Source organism: Nocardia sp. NPDC055165 (genome assembly GCF_053606985.1).
Genome location: NZ_JBSGSS010000015.1, coordinates 85,945 through 98,403 on the forward strand (window position 1 = coordinate 85,945; position 12,459 = coordinate 98,403).

Below are 12,459 nucleotides of genomic sequence, written 5' to 3' on the forward strand. Positions count from 1 at the left end.
CACCCGCCACGGGCCCTGATAGGGGGCGTCTCGAGCCACCGACCACACATTTCGAGGATCTGCACCTATGGCCTACGTCATCACGCAGCGTTGTTGCAACGACGCCAGCTGCGTCACCGAATGCCCGGTCGACTGCATCCGCCCGACTCCGGATCAACCGGAGTTCGCCACGGCGGAGATGCTGTACATCGACCCCGACACCTGCATCGACTGCGGTGCCTGCGTTGACGCGTGCCCGGTGGACGCGATCTTCTCCGAAGATGACCTGCTGGCCTCGCTGTCCAGATACCGCGAGATCAACGCCGCCTACTTCCAGCGTCACCCGCTCGAGTCGAACTTCGACCCGCTGAGCACACCGGTGCGCCCGCCCAAGAGCCTGGGCACGCTGCGCGTCGCGATCGTCGGCGCGGGCCCCGCTGCCTGCTACGCCGCCGACGAATTGCTGCGGCGCAGCGATGTCGAGGTGGAGATGTTCGACCGGCTGCCGACCCCGTGGGGTCTGGTGCGCGCGGGCGTCGCCCCCGATCACGCGGGCACCAAAGGCGTCGCCGAGATGTTCGAGTCGGCGTTCCGCCGCGACACGCTGCAGTACTACCTCAATGTCGAGGTCGGTGAGCACATCGATCACCAGGAGCTCCTCGACCACCACCACGCGGTGATCTACGCCGTCGGCGCCTCGAGCGACCGCGCGCTCGGCATCCCCGGCGAGGACCTGCCCGGCAGCCACTCGGCCACCGAGTTCGTGGCCTGGTACAACGGCCACCCCGACTTCGCCGAGCACGAGTTCGACCTGTCCGGTGAACGTGCGGTGATCGTCGGCAACGGCAACGTGGCCCTCGATGTGGCGCGCGTGCTCACCGGCGACCCGGACGAGCTCGCCAAGACCGACATCGCCGACCACGCGCTGGACGCCCTGCGGCGCAGCAACATCCGCGAGGTGGTGATCCTCGGGCGACGCGGCCCGCTGCAAGCCGCCTACAGCTCGCCGGAGTTCCTCGCGCTCACCCATCGCACGGGCGTCGATGTGATCGTCGACCCCGCCGATATCGAACTCGACCCGCACAGCCGCGCGTTGCTCGACGATCCGAACATCGAACCCTCGTTGCGCCTGAAGTACGAGCTCGCGAAAGAGTATTCGACGGCCGCGCCCGACCTGTCGAACAAGCGGATCGTGTTCCGCTACCTCGCCGCGCCGACCGTCGTGCACGGCACCGACGCGGTCACCGCGATCGAGTTCGCGCACAACGAATTGACCGAGGAGAACGGGCAATTGGTGGCCACCGCCACCGATCGCACCGAGACCATCGAGACCGGCCTGGTGCTGCGCTCGATCGGCTACCGCGGCGAACCCGTCGCCGGCCTGCCCTTCGACGAGCGCCGTGGCACCGTGCCGAGCGAGCACGGCCGGGTCATCGACGCGACCGTGCCCGTCCCCGGCGTCTACGTCTCCGGCTGGATCAAGCGCGGCCCGCGCGGGGTGATCGGCTCCAACCGGATCGACGCCGAGGAGACCGTCGAAGCGGTGATCGCCGACTTCATCGCGGGCAAACTCACCGCGCCGACCGGCGACCGCGCCGCCCTGCGGGCACTGCTCGCGCAGCGCCAGCCCGATCTGGTCGACCGCAAGGGCTGGAAGACCATCGACCAGGCCGAGAAGACCGCGGGCAAGGCGGCAGGCAGGCCGCGGGTCAAGTTCACCACCCGCGCCGACCTGCTGAAAGCAGCCAAGGGCTAGGTGCAGAGCCGGCACGGGTACCCGCGGTGCCGGGTACCCGTGCCGGCCGCGCCACAGGAACGGCCGCAGGCCGGTTCTCGGCCGCCGATCTGGACTGAGTGGAGGGTGCGACGAAGGAGTGCCCGGAGGGAGGGAAGATCGAGGCCTCCGGGCCGAGAACACGCGGCGCCAGCCGCCAAAATTACGGTAGCGGCATGATTCGGACGACGGTTGTGGTGACGCCGCCGACCACGAACCACAGGCGCAGCACCATCTGCCCGGTCCGGTCGCCCGGTTCGTGGCGGGCGCGCACGGTGATGTGCTCGCGGGCCAGCACCGGCGCCACGTACTCGATCACGGCGCGATGCGGTCCGGCGACCAGCTTCGGGAAGTCGACCAGGAACTGTTCGACGGCCTGCCAGTAGCAGGCGTTGTTGACATGGTTGTACTGGTCGATATCGGTCGCCCGTACCGGGAACGGCAGGTCGGCGTCGGATTCGCGCGGCGCCGGATCGGTGAGATAGGGCCGCCAGCGCAGGCGATGCTCGTCGGTGGATCGGGCCAGGTAGGCGAGGCCGTCGTCGCTGATCCGAGCGGGCAGATTGCTCGACTCGCTGAGGTTGATCCAGAATCCCTCGGTCTCGATCAACCCACCGCGTTCGCTGGTGATCCGCGTGCGCATATTCGTCCACCGGGTGGACATCGACGAACACCAGCGCTCGAGATGCACGTGATCGGGCCACACGACCGGGCGGATCACGTCGATAACAGTGCGGCGCACGATCCAGGTGGGGTCGGTGAGGTGCAGTGCGGTCTGATTGAGCTCGTCCCAGGCGATGTCGGACAGGTAGCGCGCTACGGCGTCCAGTCGGAGTCGTTGATAAGGATCCACGTCGCCTGCCCGGACGGGCCACGCCGTGGCGAAACCCGTGCCCTCCTCGGGAAGCGGGGCCAGTGGCTGATCGAGTGACACGTGTGCTCCTTGCGCGACACACCAGTGCGCCGCGACTTCTTGCGTAGTTCTGTAGACGACTTTACGGGTCGCAGATCACACCCTCACGCCGAGCCGGGACTAGCGGTACCAGGTGTGGGTCACCAAGGGCCTAGCAGCGGGGTTGTCCTACATGACAGACCTATCGGCGCCCAGGTAGCCTGCTGTAATGGCCGGCGGAGCGATGGCGGGCTCGATGTTCGGGCGCTATGAAATTCGCAGACTTCTCGGAGTCGGCGGTATGGGGGAGGTCTACGAGGCATACGACACGTCCAAGAATCGTGTTGTCGCCCTCAAGATGCTCAACCGTGAACTCGCTGGTGATCCCACCTTCGTGCAGCGTTTCCGTCGCGAATCGCAGGCTATGGCGAGTGTGCAGGAACCGCACGTCATCCCGGTGCACGACTGGGGCGAGGTCGACGGTGTTCTGTACATCGACATGCGCCTGGTCAAGGGCGTCGATCTCAAGGAGCGCTTGCAGCAGTACGGCAGGCTCACGCCGGTCGAGGCGGTGCAGGTGGTCGAGCAGATCGCGTTCGCGCTCGACGCCGCGCACGAGGTGGGCTTGGTCCATCGCGACGTGAAACCGGGCAACATCCTGCTCACCGGCAACCTGTTCGCCTACCTGGTCGACTTCGGCATCGCGCACACCGCCACCGACCCGCAGCTCACCAGCGCGGGCAGCGCGGTCGGCTCGATGGCGTACATGGCGCCGGAGCGGTTCGAGAGTGTGCCGATGTCGCCGTCGGTGGACACCTACGCGCTCACCTGTGTTCTCTACGAATGCCTGGTGGGCCGGGTGCCGTACCCGGTGAACAGCCTCGCGGGCGCGATCGGCTCGCATCAGATGGCGCCCGCCCCGCGCCCCAGCGCGGCCGACGCCACGCTGACCACCTTCGACCCGGTCGTCGAACGGGGCATGGCCAAGCGGCCCGACCAGCGCTACGCGACCCCCGTCGACCTGGCCCGGGCCGCCAGAGCGGCGCTGATCCAAGCCGAACGCTCCACTCCCGCCACGGTATCCGGGCCCCGGATCGAGATCACCGGCCCGCAGACACCGCCGAGCCGGGTCGGCGATCTCGCTTCCCCGCCGACAACCCGCGGCTCGGCGGTCGTGCCCGCCGACTCGCAACCACCGCCGACTCGCGACTCCGCGGCTCTTTCGCCGGATTCGCATTCGCCCCCGACGCGGGACTCCGCGGCGCTGTCGCCGGACTCGCGGTCACCCGCTACCGGGGATTCCGCAGCGCTGTTTCGTGATTCGCAATCGCCCCCGGCGATCTACGGCTCGGCGGCCTATGCGCCCGACTCGCACTCACCGGTGACGGCAAGGGGGCCGGTGTCCCGGCCGGGAGGGCAGGCGACCGGCGCCGGGCCGACCACTCGGGTCACGGGGCCGCAATCCGGCGAACCGTATTCGACGCATCGCGTGAGCGGCCCGCAGTCCGCCGGACCGCAGCCGACGCGCCGGGTGACCGGACCCCAACCCGCAGGCGCGTATCGGGCAGCAGAGCACCAACCGACGGTCCTGCGCGCGGCACCGGGTGTGACCGGTCCCGGCCAGGGGAGTGGCTATACCCATCCGTCGGCACCGCTCCCGATTCCCCCGCAACGTAATTCGGCCACGCCGGTGCTGGCCGGTGCGCTGGGTTCGCTGATCGTGTTGGCGGCGGTCGGTATCGGGGTGTGGTTCATGATGACCGTCGACGACCGCCGCGATGTGGCCGTGCCGCCGTCGCCCGCGTCCGGCGTCGTCGATCCCTCGGTGATCGAGACCGTCAGCCAGACGGTCCCCACCACCGAACAATCGCCGATCACGACCACTGTCCCCCCGCTGCAATCGAGTGTCTCCGGCGCCGACGGCCAAGGTTTCCTGAACGCGGGCCCGCGGTGCAACGACAACGACGCCGCGATGTCCATCGCCCGCACCACCAGATCGCGTGTCGTCATCTGTCACACCGGCGACCAGCGGTATTACTACAAGGGTGTACGCGCCAGCGACGGTGCCGGGATCGAACTCGATGATCCGGTACCGAACGGCGGTGGCGCGTACACCGTCACCAACCCGACCGACGGCACGCAGTACCAGCTCGACTCTTCCGGTCTGACGATCATCAAGGCCGGTTCGGTGCTCGCCAGCGAGCCGGTCACCGAGTTCGCCCATCGCTGATCCCACCGGCGGGTTATGTTCGCGGGTGAATGTCATCAAGAGAGGTGTCGGAAATGCGCGCAGCCCAGGTCGGCAAGTTGGACGGACCGTCGGCGATCGAGATCGTCGATCTGCCCGAGCCGGTGGCCTATCCGGGCGGTGTGCTGATCGACGTGCACGCGGCTGGCATCGCCTTCCCCGATGTGCTGATGACGCGCGGTCTCTACCAGATGAAGCCGGGCCTGCCGTTCGTCGTCGGCGGCGAGGTGGCCGGTGTCGTGCGCGAGGCGCCGGAGGGTTCGTCGCTGCGCCCCGGTGACCGGGTGGCCGCGCTGACCATGCTCGGCAACGGCGTCGCCGAGGTGGCGGTCTCGCCGGAGCACGCGGTGTTCGCCCTGCCGGACAACGTCTCTCTCGAAGCCGGTGCAGGCGTGCTGTTCAACGACCTCACCGTCCACTTCTGCCTGACCAAGCGCGCCAGGATGGTCGAGGGCGAGACGGTGCTGGTGCACGGCGCGGCGGGCGGTATCGGCACCTCCACGCTGCGCATGGCCAGGGCGCTCGGCGCGGGCCGGGTGATCGCGGTGGTCAGCACGGATACGAAAGCACAGGTGGCCAAGGCCAATGGCGCCACCGATGTGGTGCTGACCGAAGACTGGCTCGCCGCGGTGAAGGACCTGACGGACGGTCGTGGCGTCGATATCGTCCTCGACCCGGTCGGCGGCGACCGCTTCACCGACAGCGTCCGTTCCCTGGCGGGCGGCGGCCGACTGCTGGTCGTCGGTTTCACGGCGGGGGAGATCCCGACGGTGAAGGTGAACCGCCTGCTGCTCAAGAACGTCGAGGTCGTCGGCGCGGCCTGGGGCGAATGGGTGATGAGCCACCCCACCTACCTCGCCGAGCAGTGGGCCGAGATCGCCCCGCTGCTGGCGTCCGGCGCGATCCCCGCTCCCGATCCGGTGCTGTACCCGCTGGAGCGCACCGCCGAAGCCGTTGCGGCACTGGACAACCGGACCGCCACCGGCAAGGTGGTCGTGCGGCTGCGCTGACCGCGCCGGCTGTCACAGGTCGGCGGTACTGTCGGCGGGTCATCGCGGGTCGACGAAGGAAACCGAATGCAGCTGTCGAACAGAACACTCAACCGGACGTTGCTGGCCCGGCAGCATCTGCTGGAGCGTTCGACGCTGACCACCGACCAGATGTGCGAGCACCTGGTCGGCTTGCAGGCCCAGGACGTACCGCCGCCGTTCATCGGCTTGTGGAGTCGGATAGCCGATTTCGATCCGGCGACGGTATCGAAGGGCCTCGATGATCGGTCCCTGGTGCGGATCACCTTGATGCGCGGCACGATTCATCTCGTCACGCCGCCGGATGCGTTGCGGATCGCGCCGCACATTCAGCCCGAGCTCGAGAAAGCCCCGTTCCGTCAGGGTTTCAACTACGGTGCGATGGTCGGCCTCGACCCCGACGAAGTGCGCGCGCACGGGGAGGCGGCGCTCGGTGACGAGCCGAAGTCGGCGGCTGATCTGCGCGCCGAAGCCGCCCGCCGCTACCCCGACCGCGACGCCGGTGCGGTCCTGCAGACCTGGCTGTATCAACTCCCCGTCCTGCAAACACCCCCGCGCGGCCGCTGGGGCGACAACAGCCGCCCGGTCTGGTCGCGGGTTCAACCCTGGCTGGGCGCCCCACTCGATCCGGACTACCCGGTATCGGAGTTGATCCTGCGCTACCTGCGCGCCTTCGGCCCGGCGAGCACGATGGACATGCAGGCGTGGTCGCGCCTGCCCGCCATGAAGAAGGCCGTCGCCGAACTCGGCGACCGGGTGCGCACCTACACCGACGCCCGCGGCCGCACCCTCTACGACCCGGCCGACCTCGAACTCGCCGATCCCGACCTGCCCGCCCCGGTCCGGCTGCTCGGCTGGTACGACAACGCGCTGTTGTCCCACCAGGACCGCGCGCGGATCACCGGCGACGACAACCCGCCGACCCTGCGCGCCTTCGCCACCAATGTCTCGCCGATCCTGATCGACGGTTTCGCGGCCGGGGTGTACAAGATCTTCGTCAAGTCCGGAACCGCTCGCCTGCGGATCAGTCCGGCCCGCCCGTGGACGAAAACCGAAGCGGCGCAGGTGGAAGCGGAAGCAGGTGCCTTGCTCGCCTTCCTCGAGGCCGAATCCGAACCGGTCGTCGAGATCCTCGAGCCCGGCGCCGACCTTCGCCCGTGACGTCGCTTTAACGTCGAGGCAACAACGGCTTCCTAGGGTCGGTCCCACGACGTTCATGGCTGCAACGGACGACGTGCTCCGCTGAATCCGGCGAGCGAACCAGCCGCATCCCGAAAGAGGTGCGCGCATGGATTCTGTCGCGTCCGTAGTCATTACCGATGTCACCGTCTATACCGAGCGGGGCTGGGCGCCCGGCGAAGTCGTGATCGAAGACGGCGTGGTCATCGCCGTGGGGGCGGCCCCCGAACACGCGGAGCTGCCCCGTTTCGACGGTGGTGGCGGTTATCTGCTGCCGGGCTTCGTCAATACCCACACCCATCTTCAGCAGGCGGTCCTGCGCGGGGTCGGCGAGGGCCTGCCGCTGCTGGAATGGCTGCGTTGCGTCGGCGAACGCACCGTGGCCGCCACCCCGGAACAGACCTATCTCTCGGCGCTGGCAGGTGGCCTCGAGCTGCTGCGTAGCGGCGTCACGACGGTCGTCGAACACATGTGGCCGAGCCCGTCCGACGAGATCCACCAGGCGATGATCCGCGCGCTGCGAGAGCTCGGAATCCGTGTGGTCCTCGGTCGCGGCATCGCCGACCGCGCCGACATCACCCGCAAATGGGGCCTCGATCCGCGGCTCCTGCAGCCGCTCGACGAGGCTCTCGCCCACGTCGACGAGCTCGACAAGCAACTCGTCGGTACCCGCATCACGACGGCGCTCGCCGTCCCCAATCCGCGTTGCCTGACCCCCGACGGCATGGCGGCCGCCCGCGAGTACGCCCGAGCCGCCGGTAAAACCGTGTCGATACATGTACTCGAGACCACCACCGACGACGACATGTGCCGATTGCATGCGGGTGTCTCAGCCGTCGACTACCTCGACGCGAGCGGTTTCCTCTGGGACCGCACCTTGGCCGTGCACTGCGTCAACCTCGACGAGCACGGCCGCGAGGTCTTCGCCGAACGCGGTGTCGCCGTCTCCTACAACCCGGTTTCCAACATGCGCCTCGGCAGCGGCGTCGCCCCGGTTCCGGAGATGCTCGCGGCAGGCATCGACGTCACCCTCGGTGTCGACGGCGCCGCGAGCAACGACACTCAGGACATGCTGCTGGCCCTGCGCATCGGCGCATACCTGCAGCGTGCGGCCCATAAGCAGGCCGACCTGCTCGGTTTCGACGAGATGCTGCGGATGGCGACCGGGGCCGCGGGCCGGGTGCTCGGCCGCCCTTCGCGCACCGGCATCGCCGTGGGCGACCGCGCCGATCTCACCCTGGTTCGCTTCGACCGCGACTTCGCCTGTCTGCCGGTTCTCGACCCCGGTGCCACCCTGCTCACCGCCGCGTCGCCGCGCGTGATCGACACCGTGTGGGTCGACGGCGAGGCCGTGATCCGCGACGGCCGCAGCACCCGCGTCGATCATCAGGATCTCGCGCGACGTCTGATCCGCATGCGATGACTGTTAATCCATCGGAAACGAACGACACATTGCATGTAATTCAGCTAGATCAAACTGAATCCATTCCAAGGTTGCACGCAAAACCGATATACCGCAGGAGAAGGTGATCACGGTGACGCTCTACGACACGGTGAACGACGCCGACGCGAGGACGCTGCTGTCCGGCATGGAGGTTTCCTTCGCCGGTGTGAGCAAGTGCTTCGGCGGCGAAGGCGGCACACTCGCCCTGACCGACGTCGACCTCGACATCCGCGAAGGCGAATTCGTCGCGGTGGTCGGCCCGTCCGGCTGCGGTAAGTCGACGCTGCTGCGCCTGGCGGCCGGTCTCGAGCCGGTGAGCTCGGGAGCCGTTGCGGTACGCACGAATTCGATCGGCTTCATCTTCCAGGAAGCCACACTGCTGCCGTGGCGCAAGGTTCGCCGCAATGTCGAACTCTCGGCCGAACTGGCCGGGGTCGACCGCAAGACGCGCCGCGACCGGGTCGAGCGGGCGATCGAAGCCGTCGGCCTGGCCGACTTCGCGAACAAGCTGCCCAGCCAGCTCTCCGGCGGCATGCGCATGCGCGTCTCGCTGGCCAGGGCGCTGTCGCTGGAACCGCGCCTGATGCTCCTGGACGAACCGTTCGGCGCGCTCGACGAGATGACCAGGCTGAACATGCAGGAGGAGCTGCTGCGCCTCTACCGCGACAACGCCTTCACCGCCCTGTTCATCACCCACTCGGTCTCCGAGGCCGTATTCCTCGCCTCGCGGGTGGTGGTGATGTCGGCCCGGCCGGGCCGCATCCACGAGGTGATCGACGTCGACCTGCCCTACCCGCGGGAACGCGAACTCCGCTTCGAACCCGCGTTCACCCAACTCGTCTCGCGCATCTCGCGCTCGTTGAAAGAGGCTGCCTGATGGTGAGTGTCGCGGCCCGTGTTCCCGCCGCCACGAAGATGCAGCTGCCCACCGCGCACCTGCGCAAATTCGGCAGTTCGCTGGTAGCGCCGATTGTTTCGATCACCTTGGCGCTGGCCGCCTGGTACGCGGTGTCGATGCTGGTCCTCAGCGAGGGTCGCCGCTTCCTGCTGCCGCCGCCGCACGTGGTGTTCAGTGAATCGCTGGCCGACCCGAAGAAACTCGAGGTGATGCTGGAGGCGCTGGCCGTCACCGCCAGGGTCGCGATCACCGGCCTGCTGATCTCGGCGGTGCTGGGGGTGGCGATCGCGGTGCTGATGAGTCAGGCCAAACCGATCGAGAACGTGGTCTACCCGTACGCCGTTGTTCTCCAGGCGATCCCGGTGCTGGCAGTGGTCCCGCTGATCGGCTTGTGGCTGGGCTACGGCTTCGCCGCCCGCACCACCGTGTGTGTGCTGATCGCGATCCATCCGATCATCGCGATGACCCTGTTCGGTATCAAATCCGTCGACGGCAATCTCCAAGAGCTGTTCACCCTCGGCCGAGCGGGCCGTCTGCGCCGCCTCTGGTCGCTGCAACTGCCTGCCGCGCTGCCCTCGACCCTGACCGGATTGCGCACCGCCGCGGGACTTTCGGTCACCGGCGCCATCATCGGCGACATGTTCTTCGCGCAGGGCAAGCCCGGCATCGGCACCCTGCTCGACACCTACCGCGCCCGCTTGCAATCCGAGGATCTGATCGGCGCACTGCTGCTGGCCGCCCTGTTCGGCGTGCTCGTGTTCACCGTGTTCACGGTCGTCCAGAAGGTCAGCGTCGGCCGCTGGCACAATTCCGCCAACTAAGGATCACCATGAAGACACTTCCCCTACGTCGCGTAGGTATCGCCGCGCTGGCGGTGCTGCTGGCCGGCACCGCGTCCGCCTGTTCCGGCGACGCCTCCGACGCCCCTGCCGTCGCGCTCGAACCGGCCCCGGCCGAACAGCAACTCGCGGGCGCTTGCCCGGCCACCGTGGTCGTCCAGCTCCAGTGGGCGCCGGAAACCGACTCGGGCCCCATCTTCGGCCTGCTCGGGCCCGGCTACACGGTCGACGCCGACAACAACAAGATCACCGGCCCGCTCGTCGCCGACGGTAAGGACACCGGCGTGAAGCTGGAGATCCGCGCGGGCGGGCCGGCCATCGGCTTCCAGACCGTGCCGTCGCAGATGTACGTCGACCAGAGCATCACCCTCGGTCTCGCGCACTCCGAACACGCCATCGCCGCCGCGGGTCAGCAGCCGATCGTCGCCGTCACCACGCTGCTGCGCAACAGCCCTCAGATGCTGATGTGGGACCCGAAGACCAACCCGGACTGGAAGGGCATCACCGATATCGGCAAGTCCGGCAAGCCGGTGGTGGTCTCCAAGGGCCAGCTGTACCCGGACTGGCTGGTCGCGCGCGGACTGGTGAAGAAGGAGCAGGTCGACGCCTCCTACGACAACTCGCCCTCGCGCTTCGTCACCGATCCGTCCTTCGCTCAGCAGGGCTTCGCCAATGCCGAACCCTTCACCTACGAGCACGAGGTGCGGGCCTGGAACAAGCCGGTCGGCTACCAGCTGCTCAAGGATGTCGGCTACGAGGGTTATGCCCGCACCGTCAACGTGCGCGCCGACAAGCTCGCCGAGCTGCGTCCGTGTCTGCAGAAGCTGGTGCCGATGATCCAGCAGGCCACGGCCTCGTTCAAGGCCGATCCCAGCCACGTCAACGACGTCGTCGTCGATGTGGTCGAGCAGAACCCCAAACTCAATCCCTACAGCGCCGAACTGGCCGAATTCGGATCCAAAGCCCTCATCGACGGCGGCCTGATCGGCAACGACACCGACGGCGTGCTCGGCAGTTTCGACGAGGCCCGCGTCCAGCGCATCATCGACGAATTCGCCCCCATCCTGCGATCGGGCGGCGCGAACGTGCCGACCGGCCTGACCGCGAAGGACCTGGTCACCAAGGAATTCCTCGACCCCGCCATTTCCGTCACCGGCTAAGGAGACACCCATGACCACCAGCTACGACCTGTCCGAAGTCTCGCGCGAGAAGCAGATGGGTGGTCTCGGCAAGGAGACCACCGACCGCGAGATCCGCGTCGTCGACCTCACCGACTTCGACAACCGCCGCGCCGAGATCACCGACGAACTGTGGGCCGCCGCCACCGAGATCGGCTTCTTCCAGCTCTCCGGCCATGGCATCCCGCAGGACCTGATCGACGAGATGTTCGGCGCCACCGCCGATTTCTTCGCCCTCCCCGAGCAGATCAAGGGGCAGTACCCCCTGGTCAAGCAGAACAACGCGGGCTGGGAGAGCCTGAGTCAGGTGCGCCCGTCCATCGGGGTTCCCGATCAGAAGGAGTCGTATCAGATCACCCGGCCGCACATGGACCAGCTGTGGCCCAGCGAGACCGAGCTGGCCGGATTCCGCACCCGCGTCCTCGATTTCGAGAGCCGGGCCTGGGCAGTGGCGATGCGGGTGCTGTCCTGCTTCGCCGACCGCCTCGGACTCGACCGCGAACACTTCACCGCCGCACACGATCCCGGCTCCGAGAGCTACCAGAGCGCCCTGCGGCTGCTGCACTACTTCGCTGTTCCCGAGGAACTGCGCGGAGTCCCCGGACGCTGGCGGGCCGGCGCGCACACCGACTTCGACTGCCTCACACTGCTTTTCCAGCGCGACGGGCAGGGCGGGCTCCAGGTGTGCCCCGGCAAGGAGATGCAAGAGCAGCAGTGGACCTCCATCACTGCGTCGTCGAGCCTGATCACCTGCAATATCGGTGACATGCTCACCCGCTGGAGCGACGACCTGCTGCCGTCGAACTTCCACCGCGTGCGCAGCCCCGGCGAGGGCGAGTACCAGGGCGAGCGCTACAGCATCGCCTACTTCGCCCAGGCCGACCGCGATGCCGTCATCCAGGGGCCCGCGGGCAAGTACCCGCCCGTCACCGCGGCCGACTTCCTGACTCAGCGGGTACAGGCGAACTACCGCCCCCAGGGATAATCACCGCAACCAACG

The 12,459-nt window shown here is 67.9% G+C and carries 10 protein-coding genes; 9 read left to right on the top strand and 1 reads right to left on the bottom strand.

What is annotated here, in order from left to right; translation table 11 throughout:
* The first annotated feature begins 67 nt into the window (after positions 1 to 67).
* The gene (locus tag ACWFRF_RS27100; RefSeq protein WP_379314894.1) at positions 68 to 1,735 is read left to right on the top strand and encodes an FAD-dependent oxidoreductase; all 1,668 of its coding nucleotides are present in this window, start codon (positions 68 to 70) and stop codon (positions 1,733 to 1,735) included.
* A 181-nt stretch (positions 1,736 to 1,916) separates the two neighbouring features.
* On the opposite strand, the gene ACWFRF_RS27105 is transcribed toward ACWFRF_RS27100, so the two are convergent.
* Entirely contained in the window at positions 1,917 to 2,687 is a 771-nt protein-coding gene (locus ACWFRF_RS27105) for an acyl-[acyl-carrier-protein] thioesterase (protein ID WP_378634320.1), read from the bottom strand.
* A 187-nt stretch (positions 2,688 to 2,874) separates the two neighbouring features.
* Here ACWFRF_RS27105 and ACWFRF_RS27110 point away from each other — a divergent pair, with 187 nt between their 5' ends.
* The 8 genes from ACWFRF_RS27110 (at position 2,875) to ACWFRF_RS27145 (ending at position 12,444) form a co-directional block, all read left to right on the top strand.
* Positions 2,875 to 4,875, top strand: coding sequence for a protein kinase domain-containing protein (locus tag ACWFRF_RS27110; RefSeq protein ID WP_452452875.1), 2,001 nt, complete (start codon positions 2,875 to 2,877; stop codon positions 4,873 to 4,875).
* Positions 4,876 to 4,928: 53 nt separating this feature from the next.
* Positions 4,929 to 5,903: an NADPH:quinone oxidoreductase family protein gene (locus tag ACWFRF_RS27115; RefSeq protein ID WP_378990922.1), complete on the top strand. Its 975-nt coding sequence runs from the start codon at positions 4,929 to 4,931 to the stop codon at positions 5,901 to 5,903.
* Between the two features lie 66 nt (positions 5,904 to 5,969).
* Positions 5,970 to 7,082 (top strand): winged helix DNA-binding domain-containing protein, encoded by a 1,113-nt coding sequence (locus ACWFRF_RS27120; RefSeq protein ID WP_387445724.1) that lies wholly within the window; start codon positions 5,970 to 5,972, stop codon positions 7,080 to 7,082.
* 127 nt (positions 7,083 to 7,209) lie between these two features.
* Entirely contained in the window at positions 7,210 to 8,523 is a 1,314-nt protein-coding gene (locus tag ACWFRF_RS27125; protein WP_452452877.1) for an amidohydrolase family protein, read from the top strand.
* Positions 8,524 to 8,635: 112 nt separating this feature from the next.
* Complete coding sequence (locus tag ACWFRF_RS27130; protein ID WP_449969285.1) at positions 8,636 to 9,421, top strand: ABC transporter ATP-binding protein; 786 nt, start codon at positions 8,636 to 8,638, stop codon at positions 9,419 to 9,421.
* Positions 9,421 to 10,263, top strand: a complete 843-nt coding sequence (locus ACWFRF_RS27135; RefSeq protein WP_379317707.1) for an ABC transporter permease — start codon at positions 9,421 to 9,423, stop codon at positions 10,261 to 10,263. The genes ACWFRF_RS27130 and ACWFRF_RS27135 overlap by 1 nt, the downstream gene beginning before the upstream one ends.
* Positions 10,264 to 10,271: 8 nt before the next feature.
* Positions 10,272 to 11,441 (top strand): ABC transporter substrate-binding protein, encoded by a 1,170-nt coding sequence (locus ACWFRF_RS27140; protein WP_452452880.1) that lies wholly within the window; start codon positions 10,272 to 10,274, stop codon positions 11,439 to 11,441.
* Between the two features lie 10 nt (positions 11,442 to 11,451).
* Positions 11,452 to 12,444 carry an isopenicillin N synthase family dioxygenase gene (locus tag ACWFRF_RS27145; protein WP_452452881.1) on the top strand — a complete coding sequence of 331 codons (993 nt, stop codon included), beginning with the start codon at positions 11,452 to 11,454 and terminating at the stop codon, positions 12,442 to 12,444.
* Positions 12,445 to 12,459: the final 15 nt, after the last annotated feature.

What these genes read in the sequence shown, in the direction of transcription:
- ACWFRF_RS27100 (WP_379314894.1), top strand. Translation starts at nt 68, where the DNA reads ATGGCCTACGTCATCACGCAGCGTTGTTGCAACGACGCCAGCTGCGTC.
- ACWFRF_RS27115 (WP_378990922.1), top strand. Translation starts at nt 4,929, where the DNA reads ATGCGCGCAGCCCAGGTCGGCAAGTTGGACGGACCGTCGGCGATCGAG.
- ACWFRF_RS27110 (WP_452452875.1), top strand. Translation starts at nt 2,875, where the DNA reads ATGGCCGGCGGAGCGATGGCGGGCTCGATGTTCGGGCGCTATGAAATT.
- ACWFRF_RS27145 (WP_452452881.1), top strand. Translation starts at nt 11,452, where the DNA reads ATGACCACCAGCTACGACCTGTCCGAAGTCTCGCGCGAGAAGCAGATG.
- ACWFRF_RS27120 (WP_387445724.1), top strand. Translation starts at nt 5,970, where the DNA reads ATGCAGCTGTCGAACAGAACACTCAACCGGACGTTGCTGGCCCGGCAG.
- ACWFRF_RS27135 (WP_379317707.1), top strand. Translation starts at nt 9,421, where the DNA reads ATGGTGAGTGTCGCGGCCCGTGTTCCCGCCGCCACGAAGATGCAGCTG.
- ACWFRF_RS27125 (WP_452452877.1), top strand. Translation starts at nt 7,210, where the DNA reads ATGGATTCTGTCGCGTCCGTAGTCATTACCGATGTCACCGTCTATACC.
- ACWFRF_RS27140 (WP_452452880.1), top strand. Translation starts at nt 10,272, where the DNA reads ATGAAGACACTTCCCCTACGTCGCGTAGGTATCGCCGCGCTGGCGGTG.